This window comes from Streptomyces pseudoechinosporeus (assembly GCF_054783935.1).
The window spans coordinates 145,307-171,156 of the sequence record NZ_BAAGPS010000011.1 but is presented as its reverse complement, the minus strand read 5'-3'; the positions used below and the strand labels follow the sequence as shown (position 1 = coordinate 171,156).

Annotated in this window: 22 protein-coding genes and 1 pseudogene; 10 read left to right on the top strand and 13 right to left on the bottom strand. The window is 68.9% G+C overall.

All coding sequences use genetic code 11. The features are described 5' to 3' along the window. Window positions 1-6: 6 nt before the first annotated feature. Window positions 7-1,107 (top strand): BUD32 family EKC/KEOPS complex subunit, encoded by a 1,101-nt coding sequence (locus ACYVO6_RS17230; protein WP_461062165.1) that lies wholly within the window; start codon window positions 7-9, stop codon window positions 1,105-1,107. Here the strand turns inward: ACYVO6_RS17230 and ACYVO6_RS17225 are convergent. From ACYVO6_RS17225 to ACYVO6_RS17205, 5 genes are read right to left on the bottom strand one after another with little or no spacing between them, the layout of a single operon-like run. Beyond that, a complete protein-coding gene (locus ACYVO6_RS17225) occupies window positions 1,064-2,878 on the bottom strand; it encodes a hypothetical protein (RefSeq protein WP_461062164.1) in 1,815 nt (604 codons plus the stop codon). The two genes, ACYVO6_RS17230 and ACYVO6_RS17225, sit on opposite strands and share 44 nt — an antisense overlap. After that, window positions 2,875-3,438, bottom strand: a complete 564-nt coding sequence (locus tag ACYVO6_RS17220; RefSeq protein WP_461062329.1) for a hypothetical protein — start codon at window positions 3,436-3,438, stop codon at window positions 2,875-2,877. The genes ACYVO6_RS17225 and ACYVO6_RS17220 overlap by 4 nt, the downstream gene beginning before the upstream one ends. Window positions 3,439-3,482: 44 nt before the next feature. Beyond that, window positions 3,483-4,355, bottom strand: coding sequence for a carbohydrate ABC transporter permease (locus ACYVO6_RS17215; RefSeq protein ID WP_461062163.1), 873 nt, complete (start codon window positions 4,353-4,355; stop codon window positions 3,483-3,485). Then, window positions 4,352-5,290 (bottom strand): carbohydrate ABC transporter permease, encoded by a 939-nt coding sequence (locus ACYVO6_RS17210; RefSeq protein ID WP_461062162.1) that lies wholly within the window; start codon window positions 5,288-5,290, stop codon window positions 4,352-4,354. Before ACYVO6_RS17210 ends, ACYVO6_RS17215 begins: the two co-directional genes overlap by 4 nt. After that, complete coding sequence (locus ACYVO6_RS17205; RefSeq protein ID WP_461062161.1) at window positions 5,287-6,573, bottom strand: ABC transporter substrate-binding protein; 1,287 nt, start codon at window positions 6,571-6,573, stop codon at window positions 5,287-5,289. Before ACYVO6_RS17205 ends, ACYVO6_RS17210 begins: the two co-directional genes overlap by 4 nt. 115 nt (window positions 6,574-6,688) lie before the next feature. Between ACYVO6_RS17205 and ACYVO6_RS17200 the strand changes: the two genes are divergently transcribed. Next, a complete protein-coding gene (locus tag ACYVO6_RS17200; protein ID WP_461062159.1) occupies window positions 6,689-8,038 on the top strand; it encodes a Gfo/Idh/MocA family protein in 1,350 nt (449 codons plus the stop codon). Between the two features lie 485 nt (window positions 8,039-8,523). On the opposite strand, the gene ltrA is transcribed toward ACYVO6_RS17200, so the two are convergent. The 3 genes from ltrA to ACYVO6_RS17185 form a co-directional block, all read right to left on the bottom strand. Continuing rightward, entirely contained in the window at window positions 8,524-10,296 is a 1,773-nt protein-coding gene (ltrA, locus tag ACYVO6_RS17195; RefSeq protein WP_461062157.1) for a group II intron reverse transcriptase/maturase, read from the bottom strand. A 900-nt stretch (window positions 10,297-11,196) separates the two neighbouring features. Continuing rightward, window positions 11,197-12,135 (bottom strand): sigma-70 family RNA polymerase sigma factor, encoded by a 939-nt coding sequence (locus tag ACYVO6_RS17190; RefSeq protein WP_461062155.1) that lies wholly within the window; start codon window positions 12,133-12,135, stop codon window positions 11,197-11,199. Window positions 12,136-12,145: 10 nt separating this feature from the next. Then, complete coding sequence (locus ACYVO6_RS17185; protein WP_461062153.1) at window positions 12,146-13,336, bottom strand: NAD(P)/FAD-dependent oxidoreductase; 1,191 nt, start codon at window positions 13,334-13,336, stop codon at window positions 12,146-12,148. 424 nt (window positions 13,337-13,760) lie between these two features. Here ACYVO6_RS17185 and ACYVO6_RS17180 point away from each other — a divergent pair, with 424 nt between their 5' ends. From ACYVO6_RS17180 to ACYVO6_RS17170, 3 genes and pseudogenes are all read left to right on the top strand, one after another. Beyond that, window positions 13,761-14,453: a haloacid dehalogenase type II gene (locus ACYVO6_RS17180; RefSeq protein WP_461062151.1), complete on the top strand. Its 693-nt coding sequence runs from the start codon at window positions 13,761-13,763 to the stop codon at window positions 14,451-14,453. A 215-nt stretch (window positions 14,454-14,668) separates the two neighbouring features. Continuing rightward, window positions 14,669-15,182: pseudogene (locus tag ACYVO6_RS17175) on the top strand (DUF6879 family protein). 15 nt (window positions 15,183-15,197) lie between these two features. After that, entirely contained in the window at window positions 15,198-16,049 is an 852-nt protein-coding gene (locus ACYVO6_RS17170; RefSeq protein WP_461062149.1) for a helix-turn-helix domain-containing protein, read from the top strand. 523 nt (window positions 16,050-16,572) lie between these two features. Here ACYVO6_RS17170 and ACYVO6_RS17165 read toward each other — a convergent pair. Then, window positions 16,573-16,932 (bottom strand): hypothetical protein, encoded by a 360-nt coding sequence (locus tag ACYVO6_RS17165; RefSeq protein WP_461062147.1) that lies wholly within the window; start codon window positions 16,930-16,932, stop codon window positions 16,573-16,575. A 201-nt stretch (window positions 16,933-17,133) separates the two neighbouring features. Between ACYVO6_RS17165 and ACYVO6_RS17160 the strand changes: the two genes are divergently transcribed. Continuing rightward, window positions 17,134-17,325, top strand: a complete 192-nt coding sequence (locus ACYVO6_RS17160) for a hypothetical protein (protein ID WP_461062145.1) — start codon at window positions 17,134-17,136, stop codon at window positions 17,323-17,325. On the opposite strand, the gene ACYVO6_RS17155 is transcribed toward ACYVO6_RS17160, so the two are convergent. Continuing rightward, a complete protein-coding gene (locus tag ACYVO6_RS17155) occupies window positions 17,319-18,629 on the bottom strand; it encodes a S8 family serine peptidase (protein ID WP_461062143.1) in 1,311 nt (436 codons plus the stop codon). The two genes, ACYVO6_RS17160 and ACYVO6_RS17155, sit on opposite strands and share 7 nt — an antisense overlap. 406 nt (window positions 18,630-19,035) lie before the next feature. On the opposite strand from ACYVO6_RS17155, the gene ACYVO6_RS17150 reads away from it, so the two are divergent. Further along, window positions 19,036-20,379, top strand: coding sequence for an IS701 family transposase (locus ACYVO6_RS17150; RefSeq protein ID WP_461062141.1), 1,344 nt, complete (start codon window positions 19,036-19,038; stop codon window positions 20,377-20,379). Between the two features lie 92 nt (window positions 20,380-20,471). On the opposite strand, the gene ACYVO6_RS17145 is transcribed toward ACYVO6_RS17150, so the two are convergent. The 3 genes from ACYVO6_RS17145 to ACYVO6_RS17135 all read right to left on the bottom strand — a co-directional run bounded on the left by ACYVO6_RS17145 (window position 20,472) and on the right by ACYVO6_RS17135 (window position 23,792). Then, window positions 20,472-21,674, bottom strand: coding sequence for a glycoside hydrolase family 6 protein (locus tag ACYVO6_RS17145; RefSeq protein WP_461062139.1), 1,203 nt, complete (start codon window positions 21,672-21,674; stop codon window positions 20,472-20,474). A 171-nt stretch (window positions 21,675-21,845) separates the two neighbouring features. After that, window positions 21,846-22,334, bottom strand: coding sequence for a hypothetical protein (locus ACYVO6_RS17140; protein ID WP_461062137.1), 489 nt, complete (start codon window positions 22,332-22,334; stop codon window positions 21,846-21,848). A 9-nt stretch (window positions 22,335-22,343) separates the two neighbouring features. After that, on the bottom strand, window positions 22,344-23,792 hold the full coding sequence (locus ACYVO6_RS17135) for a helix-turn-helix domain-containing protein (RefSeq protein ID WP_461062135.1): 1,449 nt from the start codon (window positions 23,790-23,792) through the stop codon (window positions 22,344-22,346). Between the two features lie 202 nt (window positions 23,793-23,994). Here ACYVO6_RS17135 and ACYVO6_RS17130 point away from each other — a divergent pair, with 202 nt between their 5' ends. The 3 genes from ACYVO6_RS17130 to hemC all read left to right on the top strand — a co-directional run bounded on the left by ACYVO6_RS17130 (window position 23,995) and on the right by hemC (window position 25,849). Further along, window positions 23,995-24,606 (top strand): hypothetical protein, encoded by a 612-nt coding sequence (locus ACYVO6_RS17130; protein WP_461062133.1) that lies wholly within the window; start codon window positions 23,995-23,997, stop codon window positions 24,604-24,606. Continuing rightward, complete coding sequence (locus ACYVO6_RS17125; RefSeq protein ID WP_461062131.1) at window positions 24,603-24,794, top strand: hypothetical protein; 192 nt, start codon at window positions 24,603-24,605, stop codon at window positions 24,792-24,794. The genes ACYVO6_RS17130 and ACYVO6_RS17125 overlap by 4 nt, the downstream gene beginning before the upstream one ends. Window positions 24,795-24,880: 86 nt before the next feature. Next, window positions 24,881-25,849: a hydroxymethylbilane synthase gene (hemC, locus tag ACYVO6_RS17120; protein WP_461062129.1), complete on the top strand. Its 969-nt coding sequence runs from the start codon at window positions 24,881-24,883 to the stop codon at window positions 25,847-25,849. The last annotated feature ends 1 nt before the right edge of the window (window position 25,850 follow it).

Below are 25,850 nucleotides of genomic sequence, written 5' to 3'. Positions count from 1 at the left end.
CCTGACATGTCACGCGGAGCCCGGCTGGCCGCCCACAGCGCCGTCTCCACAACGCTCGCCCTGTGCAGTGATCAACGGCTGCGTGAACTGGTGGACGCCGCCGTGCCGTTGGGCTCCGGCATCGGCGGCAAGTCGGTACTGATGCAGGTCGCCGGACGCCCGGTGTTCGTGAAGCGGGTGCCGCTCACCGACCTGGAGTCGCTGCCGGAGAACGTCCGGTCCACGGCGAACCTGTTCGGGCTGCCCGCCTTCTGTCAGTACGGCATCGGTGCCATCGGCGGGGCGGGCTTCGGGATCTGGCGGGAGCTCGCCGTGCACATCATGACCACCAACTGGGTGCTCGGGGACGAGCACCAGGGCTTCCCGTTGATGTACCACTGGCGCGTGCTGCCGGACCCGGCGCAGCCCCTTCCCGAGGACCTGGCCGATATGGACCGGGCCGTCGCCTACTGGGGAGGCGGGCCGGAGGTACGCCACCGGATCGAGGCGCTCGGCCGGTCATCGGCGAGCGTCGCGCTGTTCCTGGAGTACATCCCGCAGACCCTGCACACCTGGCTGGGCGAACGGATGCGCACGGAGGACGCGAACGAGGCCTGCTCCCTGGTGGAGCGGGAACTGGAGGCGGGCGTCTCCTTCATGAACACGCGCGGGCTCCTGCACTTCGACGCCCACTTCCGGAACATCCTCACCGACGGCCGTCGCCTGTACTTCACCGACTTCGGGCTCTCGCTCTCCTCCCGCTTCGACCTGTCGCCGAGCCACGCCGCCTTCTACGACCGGCACCGCGTCTACGACCGCGCCTACACGATGACCTGGCTGGTGAACTGGCTACTCAAGGACCGGTACGGCTACGAACGGGAGGAGCGCGAGGCAGCGGTGCGCGCCTGCGCCCGGGGCGAGCGCCTCACGGGAATCCCCGACGCGGCGGCGGCGATCATCGCCCGCTGGGCACCGCTGGCCGCGGTGGTGTCGGGCTTCGACCGCACGTTCCATGACGAGAGCAGGGAGACCCCGTACCCGGTGGAGGAGATCCACCGGGTCAGCGAGAAGTACGGCTTGGCCGTCAGCGCAGGTTCAGCCGGTACGTCAGCGGAGACCTCCCGGTGATCAGCACCCGTATCCCGTCCGGTGTGAGCGAACCGCTCATCCAGGAGTAGCGCTCCCCCGCGTCCACCACCGGCGGCTGTTTGCCACCCTTGCCGTTGCCGGGGCCGAAGGTGATGCGGTCGTCGCCGACGGTGTACGTGGCTTCTCCGCGGACGAGCTGGTACGTGTCCGGGGAGTCGGTGACGGGTTCCAGGCCGTCGCCGGTCAGGGTGCCGCCGCGGCGGAAGCAGAGTTCCAGGGCGAACGGCACCTCGGAGCCGGCCAGTTCGACGTCCAGTGTCCAGGAGCTGTCCCCCGCCTCCTTCACCAGCACTTCGGTACGCAGCGTGCGGTACTCCTTCGGCCGGTGCGGGAAGTCCATGGCCGACCAGAAGCGGCCGTCGTCGGTGAGCGGGTAGAGACCGTCGCGGCGGCGGTGCTGTGGGGGCAGCGGCTGGTGGTAGGCGGCGCGGACCTCGGCGGTGAGCCGCCAGCCGCCGTCCGTGCGCTCCAGGTTCTCCGCCCGGAAGTGGCCGAGCGAGAAGAACTGCGGGGCCAGGCGGAGGGAGTCGAGGATGGCCCCTCCCTTGCGCATCTTGAAGAACGTGGGGTTGGTGGACAGGCCCGACGAAATGGCGTGCACGTCGGGGAAGTCGGTGCCGCCGTAGATGCTCGCGGTGGCGTCGCCCCGTCGTACGCGCACCAGGGCGCAGCTCTCGTCGTGGTGTTCGAAGTCCGTGGGCAACTCGGCGACTTGGGGCAGCTTGCGGGCCAGCTCGGGCCGGTCGAGGACCTCGGCGAGCCGGTCTCCCGGCGGGGTCTCGCCGAAGGTCTGGCCGGCTCCCCGCTCCTCCAGCAGCGCGGCCACCGCCGCGAACCGCCCGTCGCCGTCGCGGATCGCCAACTCCCGGTACTGGAGCCAGAATTCGGGAAGGTACCGCAGGACCGTCTGGTCCTGGCGGCGCGAATGGACCGACTCCACCTCGCCGTTGGGCTCGATGACGTACAAGGTGGCGGCGAGGTTCTTGCGCACGACCGCGTAGAGGTCCCGGCGTCCGTGGTGGCGGGCGAGGGTCAGGAGGGCCGGATTGGTCACCACAGCCGAGTAGGTGGGACTGCGCTCGCTGTACTCACCGCCCGCCAGCTGGTCGATGCCTTCGGCGAGCCAGGCGTCGATACGCCGCGCATACGCAGGGTCGGGCCAACGGCGGTGGATGCGGGCCAGCGCCGCGCACACCAGCCAGCGGTGGTTCGCCGTGTGCAGCCCACCGGTGGCGAGCCCCGGGCCCGCCGCGCGCAGAATCCGCTCGACGGTCGCCCGCAGCTTCGCGGTCGGCCGGTGACCGTCCTCGTCGAGCAGGCTGTACGCCAGATTCAGGTCGACGATCGAGAACGCGGTGTCCGGCGGCGAGTGGGCCGCGCCCTGGTCCCAGAGCCCGTCGTCGAACTGCTCCTCGGCCAGCGTGTCCGCGAGCGTTTCCAGCGGGCCGAGCAACGCCTCGTCGTGGTGGTACGCCGAAGGTGCGTGCACGTAGACCGAGGTGAGAGTGCGGAGCGCGCGGGCGGAGGAGCGGGCCTTGCCTTTGTCGCGCAGCTCGGTGAGGTAGGTGGCGTACTCGTCGAGAACCGACCTGGCGCGGGTGTCCGCGGCCGTGGTGAGAAAGGCCAGGAAGTCCACGTCCTCATCCCCATCAACTCCCGTGTCTGCAAAGGCAGTTCCCTGCCCCACGGCCGCACTCGCGGCAGTGGCGGCGCCCGTGGTGGAGGCGAGGAAGGTTCTACGGCCCATCATGCAGACCCCGTTCGAGAGGCCCCGGAAGACAGCCGTACGTCGATCGCTGTCAGCGCCAGCGCCAACGGTCCCGGTGCCAGGAACGCCAGCGGCAGCAGCATCCACGCGCAGAGCGCGGCTGCCGCCACGGCGAGGAGTACGAGGCCGGAGCCACCGACGTCCCGTACGGAGTCCCGGGCCGCCTCGCGCACCGCCGCGCGCCAGTCGGTGAGGGACTCGGGGCGGGCGCAGGCGCGCAGGCCGACGACAGTGGCGTACGCACCGATGAGCGCGGCGATGGCGGCGAAGAGCGGCGCGCCCGGCAACCCCGCCCGAGCCAGCGCCAAGTCCGCCAGCAGCAGCAATACACCCGCCGCGGACAGCACACCGGCCGCGAGGTCCCCGGCCCGCAGCCGCTGCCGCAGCAGCGCCAAGTACCGTCCCGCCGTGGCCGGTTGGTCCTCCCGCGCGCCACGCAGCACCGCGCACGCCGTCGACAGCGCCGCCGGAAGCGTGACGACCGGCAGCGACACCAGCGCCGTACAGACCCCCACACTCAGCACATCCGCGAACAGGGTCATCCGCGGTCCGAAGATCTCGCCCGTCTCGCGGGCCTGCCCGGCGCTCACCCCTTGATCCCGGAGTTCGCCATGCCCTCGACCAGGAAGCGCTGGAAGGCGAGGAAGAACAGCACGATCGGCAGCAGCGCGATCACCGACATCGCGAACATCGGGCCGAAGGCCGACTGGCTGGAGGCGTCCACGAACTGCCGGAGTGCCAGCGTGAGCGTGAACTTCTCCGGCGAGAAGAGATAGATCAGCTGGGTGAAGAAGTCGTTCCAGGTCCAGATGAAGGTGAAGATCGCGGTGGTGATGAGCGCGGGCCGGGTCAGCGGCAGGATGACGAGGAAGAAGCTGCGGAACGGCCCACAGCCGTCGATCCGCGCCGCCTCCTCCAGCTCACGCGGCAGCCCTCGCATGAACTGCACGATGAGGAAGACGAAGAACGCCTCCGTGGCAAGGAACTTGGGCAGGATCAGCGGCCAGTACGTGTTCACCATGCCGAGCTGGTTGAAGATGATGTACTGCGGGATCAGTACGGCGTGGTGCGGCAGCATGATCGTCGCGATCATGAACGCGAACAGCGGCCCGCGGAAGCGGAAGCGCAGCCGCGCGAAGGCGTACGCGGCGAGGGAGCAGCTCAGTACGTTGCCGATGACGGCGCCGCCCGCGATGAACAGCGAGTTGCCGAGCAGCCGCCACACGGAGACGTCGTTCACTCCCTCCAGGGCGGTCGAGTAGTTGGACCATTCCAGGCTGCTGGGCAGCAGGTTGAGGCTGGCGATCACCTCGTCGGCGGGCTTGACGGAGGTCGCGAGCAGCCAGGCCAGCGGGTACAGCATGACCAGGAGCGCGGCGAGACAGCTGGCGTGCAGGGCGATGCGCCGCCAGGCAATGGGCTTGCGGGCGGCGGGAGTTGCGGCGGTGGAGGTGGTCATCGGTCCCCCTCGGACGCGTAGAAGACCCAGGAGCGCGAGGTCCGGAACAGTACGGCTGTGACGGCGCCGATCACGATGAGCAGGGTCCAGGCCATCGCGGAGGCGTAGCCCATGTGCGAGGCGACGAAGCCGCGGTCGTAGAGGTAGAGGGTGTAGAAGAGCGTGGAGTCGGCCGGGCCGCCCTTGCCCGCGCTGATCGCGAAGGCGGGGGTGAAGACCTGGAAGGCCTGGATGGTCTGGAGTACGAGATTGAAGAAGATCACCGGGGACAGCATGGGCACGGTGATGGACAGGAACTGCCGCCATCGGCTCGCCCCGTCCACGGCCGCCGCCTCGTACAACTCCCCCGGGATCTGCTGGAGTCCGGCCAGGAAGATGACCATCGGTGCGCCGAACTGCCACACCGTCAGCAGAGCGACGGCGAACAGCGCCCAGCCCGGCTGGTTGACCCAACCCCCAGTACCCAGCAGGTTGTCGACCGTGCCGCCGTCGTTGAAGACGGCCCGCCATACGAGGGCGATGGACATGGACGCGCCGAGCAGGGAGGGCGCGTAGAAGGCCGAGCGGTAGAAGCCGCGTCCGCGCCGCATGGACTTCAGGGCGAGCGCCACGACCAGGGCGAGGCCGAGTTGGAGGGGCACGGCGATCACGACGTACGTGAGGGTCGCGACGACCGAGCGCCAGTAGCGCGGGTCCTCGGTGAACATCTGCGTGTAGTTGCGCAGGCCCACCCACTGCGGCGGGTTGAACAAGTCGTAGTCGGTGAAGGAGAGATAGAGCGAGACCGCCATCGGGAGCAGCGTCAGCACGGCCGCGCCGAGGACCCATGGGGAGAGGAACACCCAGGCGGCGCCCTCGCGTTGGCGGCGCGGGGGCTTCTTTCCGGTGGCGGTCTGCCGGGTTCGTACGGCCGTCGGCATCTCGGTGGTGGTCATGACCTCAGCTCCGCCTTCGCTTCGGTGACGTAGTCCTCGGCCGCCTCGCGGGGCGACATCTGCCCGAACGACACCTGGTCGTAATCGCGCTGGAAGGTGGTCTGCAGGGCGCTGTCGCCCGAAGGGGGCGCCTGGGGTGGGTCGTTGAGGTCGCCGTCCAGGGAGGCTTGGAAGTCGGCGACCGTCTTGTCGAAGTCCTTGAGCTCGGGTGCGATCTCCTCGCGGATCACCTCGTTGACGGGGATGCCACGGGTCGCGCCGAGGATCTTCGCCGCGTCCATGTCGTTCAGCATGAAGTCGATGAACTGGGCAGCCTGCTTCGGGTGGCCGGAGCTGTCCGCGATGCCCATGAACATCGACGGCTTGAAGTACTGGCCGGGCGTGCCGTCCTCGCCGGACGGCATGGGGGCGAGGGTGACTCCGGTCGGGACGAGGGCCAGGAAGCCGCTGGACGGGGCGTCCCAGTTGTTGTCGGAGAGGGCCTTGCCGCCGCGCCCGAGCGGGGTGTTCTCGACGGTGCCGTCGAGCTGGGTGGTCTCCTCGGCCGGTGAGACGGCCCCCTCCCGGCGCAGTCCGTCCGTAAAGGTCCAGTAGCGCGTCAAGTCGTCGGCGGTGAAGCCGAGTTTCCCGTCCTTGGTGTACAGGGACTTGCCCTGGCCGCGCAGCCAGACCTCGAAGGCGTCCTCGCTCCATCCCGGATCGGTGCCGCCGGGCTTGCCCGTCTTCTCGGCGAGGGCGCGCATGGAGTCGGCCCAGTCGCTCCAGGTCCAGCCCTCGCGGGGCAGCTCGACTCCGGCGGCCTTCCACTGCTTCGTGTCGTACACGATGGTCTCGGTGCCGCGCGCCTGGGGGATCGCGTACTGCTTGCCGTCCACCACGCCCGTGGCCAGCAGGCCCTTGTCGATGTCCGCGGTGCTCAGCGCGGACTTCTGCTTCGCGAGGTCCAGGAGGACACCGCCGGACGCGTATTGGTCGATCATGCGGTAGTCGAGCTGCATCACGTCCGGGGCGTCACCGCCGGCGGCCTGCGTGGCCAGCTTCTGCTTGTACGCGTCGTATCCCGAGAACGAGGTCTGGATGTCGATGCCGGGGTTCCGTTCCTCGAACAGCGCGACGGCCTCCTCGGTGCGGGCTGCCCGGTCCGGGTTGCCCCACCAGGTGTAACGGAGCACGACCTTGCCGCCGCCGACCGAGTCGCCGGATCCCGTACAGCCGGTGAGTGCCGCACAGAGTGCCAGCACGGCGACCGTCATGCAGGACCTCGTTGTCCTGTTTCCGGGCATACGCAGAGTCACCTCTCTCAGTTCTTTCAGCTCTTCTGCTAGAAAGCGCTTGCACCCTGGCCGACCCTAGGTAACGTCCGGATGTCAGAACAAGACCTGTGCAAGGAGAAACGGAATGCGACCGACCGTTGACACCGCACACCGCCGCCGCTGTGCCGTGGTGGGGCTTGGCGCACGGGCCCAGCTCTTCACCCGGGCGCTGTCAGGCCCGTACGCGGACCGGATCGAGCTGGTGGGCTTCTGCGATGTCAACGCGCACCGCATGGCCGTCCACAACGACTGGCTCGCGGCCGAGCACCCCGGCCGGGCGCCCGTACCGGCGTACGCGGCCGAGGACTTCGAGCTGATGCTTCGTGAGGAGCGCGTCGATCTGGTCGTGGTGTGCAGCATGGACCGCACTCACGATCACTACATCGTGCGGGCTCTGGAGGCGGGCTGCGACGTGGTCACGGAGAAGCCGATGACCACGGACGCCTCGCGGGCCCGGCGCATCCTGGACGCTCAGCGACGCACGGGCCGCGAAGTGCGGGTCGCCTTCAACTACCGTTACAACCCGGTGCATTCGGCCGTACGTCAGTGCATTGCCGCCGGTGAGATCGGCGAGGTCGGCTCCGTGCACTTCGAGTGGCTGCTCGATCTGCGGCACGGTGCGGACTACTTCCGCCGGTGGCATCGGGACAAGGCGAACTCCGGTGGCCTGATGGTCCATAAGGCGACTCACCATTTCGACCTGGTGAACTGGTGGTTGGGGACGTCGCCCGAGACGGTCTTCGCGCAAGGCGGTCTCTTCTTCTACGGGGAGAGTGCGGGGCGGCGGCGTGGACTTGCGCGCTCGTATACGCGGGCTCATGGCGCCCCCGCCGCCGACGGCGACCCCTTCGCCGTACGCCTCGCGGACTCGCCCGTGCTTCGCTCGCTGTATCTCGACGCCGAGGGGGAGGACGGCTACCACCGCGACCAGAACGTCTTCGGGCCCGGCGTGAGCATTGAGGACGACATGGCGGTACTCGTGCGGTACGCCTCGGGCGCGACCCTGACGTACCACCTGACGGCGTACGCCCCTTGGGAGGGCTACCGGGTTTCGTTCAACGGGAGTTCGGGGCGGCTGGAGCTGCTGGTGGAGGAGACGACGTGGGTTCGTCCGGACGTCGTCGGGTCGGAGGGCTCGAGTCCTGTCATGCACGGCTCGGCGGTCGGCGAGGAGGCGGGCCGCACCGAGCTGCTGCTGCGCCGCTTCTGGGAACGGCCGCGCGAGGTGAAGGTCGCGACCGGCGCGGGCGGGCACGGAGGCGGGGACGTCCGCATGCTGGCGGACCTGTTCGGCCCGCGGACGGACGACCCGGATGACCTGGGCCGCGCGGCGGACGCGGCGGATGGGGCACGGTCGCTGGTCACGGGGCTGGCGGCTAATCGGTCGTTCGAGACGGGGGCGGTGGTTCGGGCGCGGGATTTGCTGGATGTGTGAGGCGTTGGCGTCCGGCGGTTGAGGGGGTGAGGTCGCGGGTGGGTGCGTGCGGGTTCGGGGTGACTGGTCGCCGCTCACGTTGGGGTTCCGGTCGCGCCCACGGACGTGCCGTATGGCGGGCTGGTGGCGACGGCGGGGTCTGAGCCCTGGGCGCGGTGATCGGCACGGAGGTGTTGAGTCCCACAGCGTGAGCAGTTCTTCCCCTCATGTTCACGCGGTGCTCGTTTGAGCGCCTGAAGGGCATCCTTCCCCTACCTGTTCACGCTTTTTGCAGGACAGGGGTCATGGGCTCGCGATGTGTGTACGGCCTGGAGGATTTGCGCGCCGCGTGGGCTGTCCCGACAACCGCCCCGCCGACCAGTACAGCAATTCCCCGGATGCTGTGGTCGGGTAGCCGGAGCCCATTGCTGGACCCCGGCCCCCTCAGAACCGTGCTTGCACCTCGCAGTGCACACGGCTCAAGCAAGCCCCTGGGGCTTCGCAGGTCAACAGACTGATGCGGTCCGTCGGCCGTCGCCTGCGTGATGCTGGCGGTGGCAGTCGGCGTGAACGAGGCGGAGGTTGGTTCGTTCGTCCGAGCCGCCGTCGCGCCGGTAAACGAAGTGGTGCTTGTGAAGCATCTTCTTCGACGCCGCGAACCAGTTGATCCACTCGCGTGGGCTGTCCGGTTCGTATTCGGCTCCGACGATCAGCGCCTGTTTGCAGAGGGGACAGAGTCCCCTCTGCCGGGCCGCCAAGGTCAAGCTGACCTTGTCCATCGGCGGTGGCGCCTTGCGGCGGCGGCGTTGGCGCCAGTACTCGGCGAGAGCAGGGTCATCCGGTGATGCCGTGCCCTTGACCGGGTAGTGGCGGACGATCTTTGTCCAGGAGAGGTAGGGCAGGAAGGTGCCGCTGTCGCGGTCACCGAACACCCACCGGTTGTTCCTGAACTCGTTGAACCTGCCGAAGTACCGGTCGACGACCCAGTGCCTCGACTTCTTTCGGTGGGCCCGCCGGGCCCACTTATAAAGGAGCCTCCACAGGTAGTGGTCCAGGGCGGAGAAGACCTCCGAGGACGACACCGCCCGGTAGTAAGCCGCCCAGCCGCGAACGATCGGGACGAGCTTGCGCAGTACGGCCTCGGCGTTGGAGCCGCGCAGGCCCCGCACCTCGGTCCGTAACCGCTCCCGGAACCTCTTGCAGGCCGTTGTGCTCGGCGTGGTGATCAGCTGGTTCCCGGTCCGGCGGACGGTGAAGCCGAGGAAGTCGAACCCCTTCGAGAGGTGCACGACCTTGGTCTTCTCCTCGTTGAAACGAAGACCTCTCGGCGCCAGCCAGTCCTCCAGCCGGGACCTGACCTGCTGCACTTGGACTTCGTCGTGGCAGAGCACGACGAAATCATCGGCATACCTCACCAGTACCGGGGTGCCCGCGACCGCGCCGGGTTCCCGCCCGGCCCGTTTCACCGCGTATTGGCACCCCGCGGCCTGCTCCAATCCGTGCAGGGCAACGTTCAGCAGCAGAGGGCTGATCACACCGCCCTGAGGAGTTCCCTCCTCGGTCGGCGCGAACCGGCCGCGATCCATCACGCCCGCCTTCAGCCAGCCGCGGATCAGGTCCCTGGCGGGGAACTGACCGAGCATGGTCATCAAGTGGTCGTGGTTGATGCGGTCGAATGCCGCCGACAGGTCCGCGTCGAGGACCCACAGACGGTTAGGGTGCTTGCCCTTCACCGTCCAGAAGATCGCGGATATCGCGTCCTGGCAGCTGCGGCCGGGCCGGAAGCCGTACGACTTGGGCTCGAACCGCGCTTCCCACTCGGGCTCCAGTGCGTTCTTCACGCGGGCCTGGAGGACCCGGTCACGGATGACCGGGATGCCGAGCGGTCGCTGTTTCCCGTTGCTCTTGGGGATGAACACGCGCTTGACCGGCCTGGCTCTCCAGGGCTGAGACGACCGATGGAGTTCGGCTGCCAGCTTGCCCCTCGCCGCAGGCGTGAGGGCTCGTTCCCCGTCGATGCCAGCGGTCTTGCGACCACTGCTCTGCTGTGTCACCCGCTTCACGCTGACCAGCGTGTTGCTGCGGCTCCGCAGCATGAGCTTCTGTAAGTTGCGGGCCTTCTTCAGGTCCCTGTCCTGCGTCGCCTTGAAGATCCTCTGCCTCAGGCGTCGTACGTTTTCCTCGCATTCGGCCCAGTCGATGCTGTGCCAATCGAGGGTCGCGTCCTCGGGTCCGTTCGCCGCAGGCGGGAGCATCGCGGCCGTTGCCGTGATCTCCATGTTCGCCTCCGGTGTCTAACTTGTCCCTTGGTTCTGACGTCCTTGCAGTGGTGACTTCGAAGGCTCACCCGATCCACGTGGGCGCCCTTTCGGGCCGGGCCACCGGGACCCGTATCCGGCGAGTTATGCGGAAGAGCGTGAAGGTCTCTCTTCCGGTTTCCTCTGGTCTTTCGGCCCGCCGGCGTTCGCTTCTTGGATCATCCTTCTCCCGCTGGGGAGTTGAGCCTTCCTCGCGGTCGGCCTACCAGGCTCAGGGCCTGGACCCCGACGGGGTTTCCACGTTCCGCACCAGTAAGAAACGGCTGGGATGGACGCCCCCTCTACCCCGGGACCAGCGGTGTCCGTCCTCCGACGAAAGTTGGCCGGAGATCGCTTGGCACCTTCCAGCGCCGGGTCCTGCAACTGCCGCTTGCACACCATCGCGCAGCTCTATCGTCACGAGGCATAGTCAGGGGTTCACTCGCGTTCGTCCGCTCAGCCTTCCCCTCACCTGTGGCTCCTCGATGGCCGAGGTGCCCTTGGGCTTGAACGCTCAGCTTCACACCCCGCCGTTACCAGCGACGCATGTGAGCGTGGGGACGGGCCTGGACACTGGCCCGAAGTCCAGCTCTCTCAACTTCCCTTCATGCAGCTGTCCTTACTTACCTGGTGCGACTTCGTGTCGCACACTTCGAGCGATAGGTGGCCAGGGGCGTTCGGATCCGCCCTGGTCAGCCCTCCGTGACGATTCGTAGTTGGCCATTGTGTCGACTGATAGTTGGCCATCGGGGATCCGAACTGCATGGCCGAGTCTGATTCGGGAGACCGACGTGCTTCGGCCCCCGTGCTGCTGTGCAGCGCGGGGGCCGAAGGGATGCCGTCCTCGCTCCGACTCAGGTCACTGGATTCCGGTGGCTCTGGTCACCATGCGTTGATGACCGGAGCGTCGGGTTCGTGCTGCCGCCAGGCCTCGTTGAGGCGCGCGAGCCGGTCCGCGGCGGCGATGCCGCGCAGGGACGCGACCTTGCCGTCACTGACTTCGAACGCCACGGCGCCCACGACCCGGTCGTCGACCACGGCGAGGACGGCCGGGGAGCCGTTGACCAGCACGATGTGCATCGCGGGGGAGCCGCCGGCCAGCCGCCGCTTCGCCGGAGTGGGCTTGAAGCCGGCCCGCACGTAGGAGGCGACGCGCTCGCGCGTCTTGTACCGCAGCAGCCGCCTGGCCAGTCCGGCGCCGTCCGAGACCGCGGTCGCGTCGGCGGTGAGCATCGCCACCAGCCGTTCGGTGCGCCCCGACGTGGCGGCGGCGAGGAACTCCTCGACGATCCGGCGCGCGGACGCGGGGTCCACCTCGTCGCCGCCGCGACGCTCGGCGGCGACCCGGCGTCGGGCCCGGTGGACATGCTGCTGGCTCGCGGACTCGGTGATGTCGAGGATCCCGGCGATCTCGGCGTGGGGGTAGGAGAAGGCCTCGCGCAGGACGTAAGCGGCCCGCTCGACCGGCGAGAGGCGCTCCATGAGGGTCAGTACGGCCAAGGACACCGATTCGCGCTGCTCGAAGGTATCGGCAGGGCCGAGCATCGGGTCGCCCTCGAGGAGTGGCTCGGGCAGCCAGTCTCCGACAGCGCGCTCATGGCGCGTCTGCGCCGAGCGGAGCCGGTCGAGGCAGAGATTGGTGACGACCTTGGTCAGCCACGCCTCCGGCACCTCGATACGTTCCCGGTCCGCGGCCTGCCAGCGCAGGAACGCGTCCTGCACGGCGTCCTCGGCGTCGGCCGCCGAGCCGAGCAGCCGGTACGCGAGCGAGGCCAGCCGACCCCGGCTGGCCTCGAACCGATCGATGGCTGCACTGTCCATGCGGAACAGCCTATGCGGCGACCCTCACACCGACCCGGTCAGGCGCGGTGGCCAGGCGGCGCTTGCGCTTCGGCATGCCGAAGGTCGGGTGGGCGATGCCCCACCCGGCCCCCTTGAGCACGCCCGACTTGAGCCGCGCGGCGGCCTTGCCGCCCAGGTACCAGGACTTCGACCGGACGTCCCCGTCCACCATCTGGAAGATCGCGTCCCGCCGACCGAGGCTGATGTGGTTACCGTGGTACTTCAGCCCGGTGGTCGGGACCTCGCTGCCCGTCAGGCGCGCGATGATCGCGGCGGTCGCCTGCATGTTGGTGTAGCCGGCCGAGGCGCAGGACATCGGCAGCGGCCGGCCGTTCTCGCCGATCGCGTAGGCACAGTCACCGGCGGCGTAGACGTCTGGATGCGAGACCGAGCGCATGGTGCGGTCGACGAGGATCTGGCCGGTCTCGGCGACCTCCAGGCCGCTGGCGGCCGCGATGGGGTGCACGGCGAACCCGGCCGACCACACGGTCACGTCGGCCGGGATGGACGTGCCGTCGGCGGCGATCGCCCGTGTCGGCTCGACGGCTTCGATGCCGGTGTGCTCGTGGACGGTGATGCCGAGCCGGTCGAAAGCCTGGCGCAGGTGGCGGCGGGCCTTCGGGGAGAGCCAGGCGCCCAGCTCGCCGCGGGCGGCGAGCGCGACCGAGAGGTCGGGTCGGGACTCGGCGAACTCGGTGGCGGTCTCGATGCCGGTCAGCCCCTCACCGACGACCAGCACGGTGCCGCCCTCGCCCAGGCCGACCAGGCGCTCGCGCAGACGCAGCGCCGAGGACCGGCCGGTCACATCGAAGGCGTACTCGGCCACGCCGGGGACGCCATGGTGGGCGACGGAGCTGCCGAGCGCGTAGAGAAGCGTGTCGTACGCGAGCTCGCCGTCGCCGTCCTCGCCGGTCACGGCGACGGTCCTGCGCTCGGGGTCGACGCCGGTGACGCGCGCCAGGCGCAGCCGCACCCCGGTGCCCGCGAATACGTCGGCGAGCTTGCGGAACGCGAGGTCCTGGCCGATCGCGAGCTGGTGGAGCCGCATCCGCTCGACGAAGTCGGGCACGGCGTTGACGACGGTGATCTCGGTGTCGGCGGGGGAGAGTCGGCGGGCCAGGTTTCCGGCGGCGAAGGCCCCGGCGTATCCAGCGCCGAGTACGACGATGCGGTGCTTCATGACGTTGCTCCTGTCTCGTTCGCGTGCCCCTTGAACGAGACGGCGCCCCGATTGCTGACAGGAGCCGGGTGTGACACGGGTCACCGAACAAAGACGAGCGGCTGAGCCCCCGACAGGCGCTTGGGCCTGCCTTGGGCAGTCGAAACGGGGCGATGGCCAACTACGGATCGAGACGGCCAACTATCGATCGGCGTCACAGATGCGGCCCGGCTGCCCACCGGCAGGCGTGTCAGGGAATGTGACAGATCGCCCAGCAGGTGTCACAACTACAGCCGGACACCCCTCGAGTGGACGTGCCCCGCTGAGCGGACATCCCGACGCGTCCCCTTCCGCCGGTACGGCGGCCCAAGTGCGGCCCGCCACAGCGGAGTTCCAATGTGGCAGGCTACGTCGCGTCCGTACACCCTCAGCAGGAGACCACCGGATGGCCGATGCATGGGACATCGAGGTCGTCGTCTTCGACGTCCTCGGAACGATGGTCGACGAGCCAGGCGGACTTCGAGCGGCCATTCGCGACGCGGTGCCCGCGTCCGACGATGCGTCGGTCGACCATCTGCTCACCGTGTGGCATGAGCATGTCAAGCACGAGCAGCAACGTATCGAAGAACGAAGCCGGGCATACGCCAACACCGAGATCATCGACCGCGAGGCAGCTCAACGCGTAGCCGACCGTGCCGGACTCACCGACCCGGCGGCCATCGAGCGACTGACTACCGCGAGTCAGCGCCTGAAGCCCTGGAACGACTCCGTCACCGGACTCACGCGCCTCGCGCGGCGATTTCCTGTACTGGGGCTCTCCAACGCCAGTCGCGCGACGCTGCTCCGTCTCAACGCATACGCCGGGCTGCGCTGGCACCAGGCGTTGTCCGCCGAGGATGCCCGGGCCTACAAGCCCGCACCGGAGGTCTACCGGCTCGCGATCGACGCGGCAGGATGTCCACCGGAGCGCGTGCTGATGGTCGCCGCCCACGCCTGGGACCTTCGCGGAGCCCAGGCGGCAGGAATGCGAACCGCCTACGTTCAGCGACCAGTCGGGGACCCTCCGAAGAGCACCGACACCTTCAATTGGCGTTCAGACAGCCTGGATGAGTTGGTCACCGCACTGACGGCGACGTAGCAGCGCCGACCTCGGTTATCGGCCTGGCCAGTGGCAGCACACGTGCAGGGGCGCAGTTACGAAGCACCTCCATCCCGGCGGTGGCAGAAGCAGCCACAGCGGCGCACCAGGAGAACGCGGTACGAGTACGTCACCGGCGCACGATCCGGTGCCGGACGACGAAGCGATCATTCGTATCCCGGCCCGGATGATCCCGATGATCAGGGAGGCATGCGATGCCGTCGAGCGTGCCCACGTTCGCTGATCTCCTGGCTGCTTGCGATCACTCCGCCGTGCATCTGGAGATGCGCGACGCCTACGCCCCCACCGAGCGCTTCGAAGCATGGCGACGCGGCGACCGGATCAACTGGGAGGATCGCGCCTCCTGGTGGCACCCGTACGACCAGACAATTGCGGACGCGGTCAGCAGGGGCGTGGTGATCCGCCGGGCGCGCGTCATCTCGGAGCCGGTGAGCGAGTACATCCTGGGAGCACTACGTCACGCGGGAGTTGATCGAGGCCGGCGAGGACGTCCGCTGGCTGCCCCGCCGCCAGACGACGGACCTGTCCCTCCCGGGCAACGACTTCTGGCTCTTCGACGACCGGCTGGCATGCGTGCACCACTTCGACGGCGACGGGGCCGTGGTCGACGACGAGTTCATCGAGAACCAGGCGCTGATCAAGCACCTCGCCGCCGCCTTCGAAGCGGTCTGGGAACGCGCCGTCCCACACGACCAGTACAGCATCTGACCGATCGGCCGGCTCATGTCTTCCCCCCCGTCGTCCAACGTCCAGCAGGCCCGCGAGGCACTCGCCGCGCGTCTGCGGGACATCCGCCTGGACGCCGGGCTGACGAAGCGTGAGCTGGCCGTGCGCTGCTCCTGGCACGAGTCGAAGTCCTCACGGATCGAGAACGCCCGGACGCCGCCGTCGGACGCGGACATACGGGCCTGGTGTGAGGCGTGCGGTGCGGCCGGGCAGGCGCCGGATCTCATCGCCGCCAATCGGCAGTCGGCGGAGATGTACGTCGAGTGGCGGCGCCTCCAGCGCACCGGCCTGCGTCGCCTTCAGGAGTCAGGCGCCACTCTCTACCAGCGCACACGGCACTTCCGGGTGTACTGCTCGGACGTCGTCCCCGGCTTTCTCCAGACGCCGGGGTACGCCACCGCACTCCTCAGGTCCATCGCCACCTTCCGAGGGACACCGGACGACGTGAGCGAGGCGGTGGAGGCACGCATGCGCCGCAACTCCGTGATTCGCGAGGGCGACCACCGGTTCGCGATCGTCCTGGAGGAGTCGGTACTCCGTTACCGGATCGGTGACGCCGACACGATGGCCGCGCAGCTCGGTCACCTGCTCTCCGCGATGGCACTGCCGTCGGTCTCCGTGGGCGTGATCCCCTTAACGGCAGATCGCGACATCTGGCCGATGGCGACCTTCACCGTCTTCGACGACGCGCGCGTGCACGCCGACTCCCTCGACGCCGCCGCGACGCTCAGTGAGCCGGGACAGGTCGATCTCTACCTCCGCGCCTTCCAAGGACTGTCCGCCGCCGCGGTCCACGGCGCCGCCGCGCGCGGGCTCGTCACCCAGGCACTCACTGCCCTGGACGGTTAGTTCGGGCGCGCGGTGAGCGGGTCGTTGAAGCCGCCTCGATCTCGAGGTTCACCCACTCACACGCTGGGTCCACGTGTCAGGGTGATGTCCATGTCGAACCGTCGTCGTCAACGCTGGTCGTTCACCGCCGCGCGCGTACCGGCGCCCTTTGCCGCGTGCCGAGAGACCGCCGCTTCGGCCGCGGAACATGCGTTGGCGGGGGACGCCACGCTTTGTGGCATCGGGCGGAAGCAGGTGACCGTGTATCGGCACCTGTTCTCCGCCGAGAGGGCAGAGGCGTGCTCGGAGTGCAGGATGAGGGCGGCTGCCGCTCCGGCCGGACCTGAAGTCCAAGAACGCCCTCACGAACGCTCTGGAGACGCGCCGCCGGGCGGCCCGGCAGGATGAGCCGCTCGACGCTCTCCAGCGGGGCTGCTTCGGCCGCGCGGACGAGTCGACCGAATTGCCCGGAAGCCTGAGAGGTTCGACGAGATTCGAGGTGTCGGCACCGCCACCAGTCGCGGCGGAGCGGAGCCGATAACTGTCAAATGCCTTCGCGCTGGGACTCGTGCCAGCGGCGACGTTCTCGGCGAAGACGGCGCCGTAATCGATAACGGCCCATCCGCTTGCCGCATGCACTTCCTGCACTCAGGACCAGCAGCAAAGCGAGAAGCGCAGCCAAGACTGCCTGAGACGCGCTGGCCACTCGCAGGTCAGCCCAATAGAAGCCGTAGCTGATCGCCGCCAAGGACGTCGGCCCCACACTCACCAGGAAGAACCGGCTCGCCGCACCGGGAACGGGCCCTCCATTGGCAGCCCACTTCTTCAGGCCTTCGACGAACCAGAAGGCAACCAGTGCCGCCACTTCGAGCCCTGAAAACAGGACCGCCAATCCAAGGTCCACGACCCACCTCAACATGGTCACCATGCTGAAGCGGACGGACAGCCGTGCGCCTGAGTACGGCTACTCAATTGGAGTTCTGGATAAAGCATCGGGCGAAAGCGCCCTCTGACACGGCAGCTGTAAGTCTTGATCGTCGAGGCGTCCGTGCAGGTCAGCAGGTGCCTGCGGGTGTGGGAACGGCCACCGTGATCATGAGCGTTTGTGACGACGTTCAACGATCAGGTGGCCGTGGAGGCCACGACAGCCGAGCAGGTGTGGAGGACGGCGTTCGGGGCGCTGATGGCCGAGGTGGCCGACGTACGGTCCGTACACACCGACGAGGCGATACGTGAAGGATCGGGGCTGGTCCTCCGCGCAGACTCGCAGTTCTGCAGTGCGGGACGGCGTCAGTAGGCGCCGGCGTAGCCGAGGTGGCCGTAGTACCGGTTGCCGTTCGGGTTGTCGGGGTCACCGGCGAAGCCGTAGGAATCGGGCTGGGCCGCGGCGTCGGCGCGGAGCTTGCTGATGACCTGGGCGGGCGTCTTTCCGGCGCAACCGCCCTGCGATTGCGGCCTGATGATGCACAGGGCTGCGATGCCGGCCATGTGCGGCGAGGCCATGGAGGTGCCCGACAGGACACGGGTGTCCCCGCCTAGGGCGGTGGATTCGATGCAGACACCCGGAGCGGCGATGGTGTGCTCAACGTCCGCGGAGCCCTTGGTGGTGAAATTGGAAAAGTCCGCGGCGCTGTCGTCCTCGTCGCGTCGGCAGGTGGGTGAGGCGCCGCCGCCGGGCCGGCCGTTGAAGTCGGCCATCGCGGTGGCGGTGAGCACCTCGTTGTAGGCGGCGGGAACGGTGTTCGCGTAGTTGGCTGCGTCGTTGCCCGCCGCGACCGCGAATGTCACGCCCGCCTGGTCGACGGCCCGGCAGATCGCCATGTGCATCGGGTCGTCGTTGGTGTTGCCGCAGTTGCCGTCGTCGGAGCCGGATCCGCCGAGGCTCATGTTCGCCACGGTGATGTTCTTGGCCTGGGCGTTCTTCGCCACCCAGTCGATCCCGCAGACGATGTTGGAGGTGAAGCCGGAGCCGGCCGCGTTGAGCACTTTGACCGCGTACAGCCGCGCCCCGGGCGCCACACCGACGGCGCCTCGGCTGTTGTCCCTGGCGGCGATGGTGCCGGCCACATGGGTGCCGTGCCCGTGGTCGTCCTGAGACGAAAGGCCGGGAGCGGGAAGGGGAAGGGTAAGCCGAAGGGGGAGAGTGCAGTTGACCCCGCCGGCCACGTTGAGATCACTGTTGAGCTGGTCGATTCCGGTGTCGAGGACCGCGACACCCGCATTCACGGTGCCCATCCCGTCCCCGGAGCGTGTGCTGCTGTGGTCGCCCTCCACCCGATCCACGCCTGTGGGCAAGGTCTGCCGGCTGGCACGCACCGGCAGGTCGGTCGCCACCGCCGCTACATCGGGGTCATTCCGCAGCTCCCGCACCCGGTTCTTCGGGACAGCGGCGGAATAACCCTCCAGCGCGTGCCGGTAGACGAACCTCGGGAGCAGTCCATAGCGGATGCCGTGCTTCCGCACGACCGCGCCCACATCGGCGACCGAATCGCGGAGCACAACCACATAGCGGCCCATCTTCTCGCGGGGCTGAGCCGTAACCTCCGCCCGCGCTCCTGCGGGCGGAACCATTACCAGCAGCGCTACTACTGGCACGGACACAGCCACCAGTTTTTTCGGCAATCCTCGGAACCATCTTTGCCACAACACGCTTAATGTCCCCTTGTCTTGTGCTATTCGTGACAGTTCATCCCGAAGCAATGCCTACTGTGCGGATACGGCAGGATCCCAGTGACAAGGCCGCCCACTCACTCGAAGGTGCTCGCGAGCTCGGCGGGCGCGGGGCCTGCGCCAGCGGAGTGAGCAGCTGCTCCCGTGCCTTGTCGGCCGGACAGCGATGAGCCGATCAGCCCACACCCCACCAGACCAGCAGCCACTGCACCAAGAAGTGGTATCGGGGTGGCTCGCAGGTCATGCACGGTGGCTGTAAGTCTTGATCGTCGAGGCGTCCGTGCAGGTCAGCAGGTGCCTGCGGGTGTGGGAACGGCCACCGTGATCATGAGCGTTTGTGACGACGTTCAACGATCAGGTGGCCGTGGAGGCCACGACAGCCGAGCAGGTGTGGAGGACGGCGTTCGGGGCGCTGATGGCCGAGGTGGCCGACTGTTTCCCGCGCCGTGATTCGCGACTGCTGGCGCGGGAGATGACCGAGGCGATGCTGATGGAGCTGGAGCGGCGCAACTGCTGGACGCTCGCCGAGGCACTCGGCCACGACGGGCCGTACCGGCTGCAGCACTTCCTTTCCCGCGGCTCGTGGGACCACGACCTGGCCCGTGACCGGCTGGCCTCCTGGGTGTCAGGTGAACTCACCGACAGCGATGCGGTGTTGGTGGTCGATGAGACGGGGGACGAGAAGCCCTCCACCGACTGCGTGGGCGCCGCTCGCCAGTACTCCGGCGCGCTGGGCGGGATCGGGTTGTGCCAAGTCGCCGTGCACCTCACCTACGCCACGCCGCGCGGCCACGCGCTGATCGACCGGGAGTTGTACCTGCCCGCCGCCTGGGCGCAGGACGAGGAGCGCCGCCTGCTACGGCACGTGCCCGACGAGGTCTGTTTCGCCACCAAGCCCCAGCTCGCCGCCGTCATGCTGCACCGGGCCCGCGAACTGGGTGTGTGCGCCCGCTGGTTCGCCGGCGACGAGGTCTACGGCAGCCTCGAGCTGCGACGAACCGCCCGGACCCTCGGCTTCGACTACGCCCTGGCCGTCAAGGCCGACCACACCGCCACCACCTCCGCGGGCCGCTTCACCGCCACCCGACTCGCCCGCCAGGTCCCGGCGAAGTCCTGGATGCGGATGCGCACCGGGCACGGACTGAAGGGCGACCGGCACTACGACTGGGCGCTGATCGAGGTCCGCCCCGACGACACCCCCACCGACGGCGAGGCCACCGGGCACGCCTTCCTGGTCGTGCGCCGCCACCGCTACACCCGTGAACTGTCCTTCTACCGCTGCCACTCCACCACCCCCGTCAGCCTCGTCGGCCTCGTCAACATCATCTGCACCAGGTGGAAGATCGAAGAGGACTTCCAGGGCGCGAAGGGCCTCACCGGCCTCGACCAGGGCCAGGTCACCTGCTGGAACTCCTGGATACGCTGGAGCCTGATCAGCCTCCTGGCCGCCGCAGTCCTGGCCATCACCCGCTCCCGCACCGCCGCCCCGGCCGCCGGCATCGCGCTCATCCCCGCCAGCCCCCGCGAACTGCTCGCCGTGCTCCGCGTCACGGCCCTTCCGACACCCCGCCGCGACCTCGGGCACGTCCTGCACTGGTCCGCCTGGCGCCGCCACCACCAGCACCAAGCCGTCCAGGCCCACCGCCGCTGGAACAACGTCACCGCAGAAGCGACAAGGTGACCCCACGACGAAGATCACGACTTACAGCTGCCGTGTCTGAGCGGCGGGCGCGCCAACAGGCCGGCCCGCCGCTCAGTGAACTCCCGGGCCCGTCACCCCCCGCCCAGAATCGGCGGATTGGCCAACCGCACCAGTTCCAGGGCCTGTTCGGGGAACCAGTCGCCTGCGTCCGGATCGACCATCCCGCGCTCCGGATCCTCCGGGCCCTCCGTGCCGCGCAGGCACAGGCCGTCCGACTCGCCCGGGATCTTGATCCAGAGCCGGGCGTCGTGGAGCGGGTCGCCCGTGTCGAGGGTGGGGCGGGCGCCGAGGCCGCGGTCAGGTGGGTTGCACCAGTCCTGGGGGTCCGTGTACTTGCCCGGGGGCGGGGTCCAAGGGCCCCGGCCGTTGCGACTGGAGTCGGTGACGAAGTGCTTCATACTGGAGGGCGGTACGCGTACGTTCTCCTCCAGCCAGGCCTGGGCGTCGGCGCGTGGCCAGCCCTGGTGGGGGCAGTCGGCCGCGTCGCCGCCTCCGTCCACGTACGCGAGGCAGGACGAAATCAGCTTGCCGTACCAGGAGTTGGCGTCGTCGGTCTGGTAATTGGACGTGTTGGTGTAGAAGCCCGTGGCGCGGGCGATGCCGCCCTTGAGGAGGCGGGGGACGATCGAGTTGACCGTGTGCCAGCCGGGGTGGCCCGTGTCCAGGTACACGCGGGTGCCGCGCAGCGGTTCCAGCTTGTCCACCGCGTAGTTGACCTCGGTGTAGCGAGCGGCGGTGAGCGTGCCCTGGGCGTCGTCCTGGCCGCAGTCGGCGGGGACGAGGGCGAGGGAGTCGGGCTCGAGGACGACGAGCGCGTCACGGCTGCCGATGCCGCGCGCGACCGCGTCGATCCACGCCTTGTACTCCGCCGTGTTGGAGGCGCCGCCACCCGAATAGTTGGAGCAGTCGCGGCCGGGCACGTTGTAGAGCGCGAAGACGGGCAGCGCATCGTCCTGGTCCGCGTCGCGCGCCACCTCGCGGATCTGCCGCTCGACCTGGACCGGCGTCTGATCGCCGTACCAGACCGCCTGCGGTGTGTGCGCCATGGCCAAGGCGCCTGCGGAGTCCCGGAGTTGGCCCGCTCGGGCTAACTCGAAGGCTTGGCGGTACGCCGCCGGGTTGGCCTCGGGGACGTACATGCCGGGTCTGTGCCGATCGGCATCCGCCGCATCCGCCGCAACATTCGCTACATCCGCCGCGCCTGCCGTCGGCACGCTCAGCAGAGAGGCCAGGCCAACCAGTAAGGCGGCCAGGCCTGTTGAGATACGTCTCATGGGTTCACTCCTTGGTTCGCAACGGTCACCGGGGACTTGCGGACTTACGGGAGCGCTCCCACGAGCCTCGTCGCGCACGGGGCGACCCGTCAAGGTGGCTGCACCGGACGGCTTGTGGCCGCACGGGTCAGCCCTTCGGGGCCGGGAGGGGGTCTCTCACTATTTGGCTCCTCAGCCCCGGCGTGCCGCGCCGTCTGGCCATACGACGTCGACGGGGAGGCCTGCCTCGCGCGCTTCGAGGACCGTGTCCGCGGTGCCACCGCCCTTGCCCGTGGGCGGCTCGCCGTTCCAGACCGCCATGAGCCGGTCTGCGCGTTGCAGCAGAGTGCGGTTGGCGTCCTCGTAGGCCGCCCGGTTCGCGGTCTCGTTGGGCAGGACCAGCACCTCGTCAGCGGCCTCCGTGAGTCGATCGAAGGTTTCCGCGTGTTCGGGCTTGACCTTGTTCTCTCGGTAGTCCTGTGACGGGATCACCGCGACCAGGCGGCCGCCGAGCTCCAGCACGGCTTCCGCGAACAGAGAGTCGGAGCCCTGGGCGATGCACGAGACGCCGATCAAGCTGCCGTCCGCAAGAGGCTTCAGGGCCGAGCGCAGGGCCTGGCGCACCAGGGGAACGCTGGCGTCGGTCAGGTCCATGTGCCCGGTCACGGCGATGGTGGTCACGTCTCTCCCTCAGCTCGACAACAAGTCGCGGATCATAGTGCGCGCCTCGCCAACCGCTCGAGATGCCCCCCGGCCAACGGTGTACGGGTACAGCTGCCCGAGCTGCGCGCGCACGCGGTTGGACTGGGTAAGAGCCGCTGCCTCGACTGCCTTGTGCGTGTGATTGACGGCGCTCGTTACATCGCCGATGAGGAAGTGGCACTCTGCCAGGCCGATCAGGTCGAGGGCGTGGCTTCGGCCGGCCTCCGGTCCCCGCGTCGCGAGGGCCTTGCTGATGGAGCGGGCGGCGGCTTCGGCGTGGCGGTGCGGTTCCTTGCGGGCCATGTCGAGGAGACGGCCGCCGGTGACGCCGGCCAGCTCGGCGCTGTCGAAGTAGGCAATCCAGTACGGCTCTTGCTCCGTTCCGGCGTCGGCGAGGGCCTCGATAGCTTCTTTGGTGGCCCGCTGAAATGCCGTGGAGCGACCCAGCGCGGCGTACGCCCACGCCTCGCGGGTGTGGAGCATGGCGCGCACGCGCGGGCCCGCGTCGCGGCCGGCGCCCTTCTGCGCGAGGTGCACCAGCTCGAGGGCGTCCTGCGGCCGGTCGCGGTAGAGCATCTGGCGGGCCATGCCCGCCAACACGTTGCCGCCGAACGCCGTGTCTGCTCCGGCGTGGGCTGCTCGCAGCGCGAGACGGTAGTAGTCCTGGGCCCGCTGCTGGTGCCCGGAGTCCCAGGCCATAGTGGCTGCGATGCCTCCGAGTTGGGCCATCACCCGGTACAGGCGCTGCTCCACGGCGGGCGCCTGGTGCTCTTCGAGGTGTGCCGCAACTTCGTTGAGCTGTCCGACGACAGCCTTGCGACGCAGGCCTCCGCCGAACTTGTGGTCCCAGGCCCGGAACGCCCTGGCGGTAGCCTCCAGCTCTTCGACGTCTCGCTTGCCGAGCCTTCCGCGCCAGCCGGGTGGATCGGTTGCGGCGGCGGGCCGGAGCCATGCTTCGAGGGGGTCGAGGAGGGGGGCGCCGCCTATCACGGCACCGGCCAGGGCGCGCGTTGCTGCGCGGCGGTCCATCACGAGGTCGCTCCTGGTCAGTTCAGATGCCAGGTGCACGGTCGTGTCGGGGCGCCAGGGAGCGTCGTCGTCGGGTAGCCGTGCGGCTGGCGGCTTCGGCGGGTCGGGGTCGTCGGGCTGTCTCTCCCACGGGCGGTCGGCGAGGCCGACCATCCGGCCAGGGATCCGTAACCCGTCGGCGATGCGGCAGATCACGTCGAAGCTGGTGACCTGCTGCTGCCCGCTGGTGATCGTGCTCACCTTGCCGGGCGTGAGCTGGCAGGCCGATGCGATCCGGTTCTGGGAGAGGCCGCCCCACTTCTTGATGAGGGTGAAGGCGGCTGCGAAGTCGTGCTCTGCCAGGGCTCGTTTCACGTCGTCACGGTCGAGGACGTCGGGGGCGAGCGGGCCGGGGGTGGTGGCGTCCATGGGGCCAACTTCCGGAGTGATCGTATGCGCATCGCAGCGCCATGCCGAACCAGAAACGAGTGTATTACCGCCTCGGTAATCCCCGCTGGTCATCCCGGAGTTGCACGCACACAACGACTCTCGACGAGTGAACGGAACACACGGCCCCGGCGACCGCACGAACGGCCCCGGGGCATGGCCGACGCTTCGAGGGAGCGACGACATGACGCAACGTACTGCCCGAGTGCCTGCCTCGGCAGAGCGGGATCCGGACCCACTGGACAGCGACGACAAACAGCAGGCGCTACACCCTGTGGAAACCGAGTCCGAGATCCTCGTCCACACCTCCGCGGACCGGGAGTTGGCGACCGCCCACTGGCTGCTCGCCTCAGCCGACAGCCACGACGAGGCCCGCGCGCAGTGGCATAAGCACGGGCTCACCCTACTGCGCTGCGGCACCCTGTTCTCCGCCGTCCGCATCCCCGCGCGCCTGGTGCACGCCGCGGCCGGCAGTGAGGATCCCGCGACGGTGGACGCGTTCCTCGCCAGAGCCCTCCACGGCGGCCCCGTTATCTGCGACCCGCGCGGGCGCCACTACTACGCGCTGGTGCCCGCCAGCACGGCCGTCAGGTGGCGGCAGCCGGGCGCGGAGTGCCTGGGCCGCGACACGTATCTGGGGGTGCCGCGGCCGGACGCTGTGGGGCTGGACCACCGGGCGTGGTCCTCGTACTGGTCGGTGCCGATGCCCTCGGCCGCCGAACTGTGCACGCCGGCCGCGGTGGCGCAGCTCGTGGCGGTCGGCAACTTCCGGACCGCCGACGAGGAGTTGGAGTGACCGATAGCTGGCCGGAGCGCTTGCAGCGGCTCGCGAGCAACAGCGAGTTCACCCGCACGCAGCTCGCGTACCGGGCCTACCTCGACCACTCCATCGCGTGCGCCGGCTGCGGGCACGGCCAGACGCGGTGCGAGACGGCAGAGGAGCTGTGGCGCGCGTACAAGGACGCACAGGAGAAACGACCATGACGCGGAAGCAGCCCGGATCCGGGGCCGCTCCAAACGCCTGGATCGACCCTCTACCGTGAGACGCGAACCGAGAGGACCCCGACCCCATGAACGACTTCCCGGCCCGGACCCTGCGCATCGGTACCCGCAGCTCCCCGATGGCCCTCGCGCAGGTCGAGCACGTGTCCGGCCTGCTGCGCAAGATCGAGCCCGACCTCGACATCGAGGTGGTGCCCGTGACGACCGAGGCCGACAAGTGGCAAGGCGACCTCGCGCAACTGGGCGGGAAGGGCCTGTTCGTCAAGGAAATCGACACGATGTTGCAGCGCGGACAGGTCGACATGGCCGTCCACTGCATCAAGGACGTACCGGGCGACGTGCCCATGCCGCGCGGACTGATCTTCGCCGCCTACCTCCCCCGCGATGACGTGCGCGACGTGCTGCTCTTCCCAGAGGGCTCCGACATGCAGACGCTCGACGACCTGCCGTCGGGCGCCACGGTCGCAACCTCGGCCGTCCGCCGTAAGGCACAGATCAACCGCGTCCGCCCCGATCTCAACGTCGTCCGCGTCCGCGGCGCCGTCGGCTCCCGCGTCGACAAGCTCGACGGCAAACGCAAGATCGACACCAAGCTCGACGCGATGATCCTCGCCCGCGCGGGCCTCGAACGGCTCGGCATCCCCGACCGCGCCCGCCAGGTGTTCAGCGTGGACGAGATGCTGCCCGCGGTCGGTGCCGGCGCCCTCGGCCTCGAGTGCCGCAAGGACGATGACGCGGTCGCCCACCTGCTCCAGCAGCTCAACCATGAACGCACCATGACCGAGATCACCGCCGAGCGGGTCATGCTGCACGGCCTGCGCGGACACTGCAATTCGCCGATCGCCGGGTACTGCATCACCGAACCAGACGGACAACTCAGCTTGCGCGGGATGGTCTTCTCCCGCGACGGCTCCAAGTTCGTGCACGCCCACATCTGGGGCGAGTCCATGAACGACCCGGCCGTACTCGGCTCGCGCGTCTGCGCCGAACCGCTGCGCCAGGGGGCCCGCGACATCATCGAGGGCATTCCGCACTGAC

Coding starts and splice junctions, on each gene's coding strand:
- ACYVO6_RS17135 (WP_461062135.1), bottom strand. CDS start 23,792: ATGGACGCCACCACCCCCGGCCCGCTCGCCCCCGACGTCCTCGACCGT.
- ltrA (WP_461062157.1), bottom strand. CDS start 10,296: ATGGAGATCACGGCAACGGCCGCGATGCTCCCGCCTGCGGCGAACGGA.
- ACYVO6_RS17205 (WP_461062161.1), bottom strand. CDS start 6,573: ATGCCCGGAAACAGGACAACGAGGTCCTGCATGACGGTCGCCGTGCTG.
- hemC (WP_461062129.1), top strand. CDS start 24,881: ATGAACGACTTCCCGGCCCGGACCCTGCGCATCGGTACCCGCAGCTCC.
- ACYVO6_RS17215 (WP_461062163.1), bottom strand. CDS start 4,355: ATGACCACCTCCACCGCCGCAACTCCCGCCGCCCGCAAGCCCATTGCC.
- ACYVO6_RS17210 (WP_461062162.1), bottom strand. CDS start 5,290: ATGACCACCACCGAGATGCCGACGGCCGTACGAACCCGGCAGACCGCC.
- ACYVO6_RS17230 (WP_461062165.1), top strand. CDS start 7: ATGTCACGCGGAGCCCGGCTGGCCGCCCACAGCGCCGTCTCCACAACG.
- ACYVO6_RS17180 (WP_461062151.1), top strand. CDS start 13,761: ATGGCCGATGCATGGGACATCGAGGTCGTCGTCTTCGACGTCCTCGGA.
- ACYVO6_RS17170 (WP_461062149.1), top strand. CDS start 15,198: ATGTCTTCCCCCCCGTCGTCCAACGTCCAGCAGGCCCGCGAGGCACTC.
- ACYVO6_RS17200 (WP_461062159.1), top strand. CDS start 6,689: ATGCGACCGACCGTTGACACCGCACACCGCCGCCGCTGTGCCGTGGTG.
- ACYVO6_RS17185 (WP_461062153.1), bottom strand. CDS start 13,336: ATGAAGCACCGCATCGTCGTACTCGGCGCTGGATACGCCGGGGCCTTC.
- ACYVO6_RS17220 (WP_461062329.1), bottom strand. CDS start 3,438: ATGACCCTGTTCGCGGATGTGCTGAGTGTGGGGGTCTGTACGGCGCTG.
- ACYVO6_RS17225 (WP_461062164.1), bottom strand. CDS start 2,878: ATGATGGGCCGTAGAACCTTCCTCGCCTCCACCACGGGCGCCGCCACT.
- ACYVO6_RS17190 (WP_461062155.1), bottom strand. CDS start 12,135: ATGGACAGTGCAGCCATCGATCGGTTCGAGGCCAGCCGGGGTCGGCTG.
- ACYVO6_RS17145 (WP_461062139.1), bottom strand. CDS start 21,674: ATGAGACGTATCTCAACAGGCCTGGCCGCCTTACTGGTTGGCCTGGCC.
- ACYVO6_RS17130 (WP_461062133.1), top strand. CDS start 23,995: ATGACGCAACGTACTGCCCGAGTGCCTGCCTCGGCAGAGCGGGATCCG.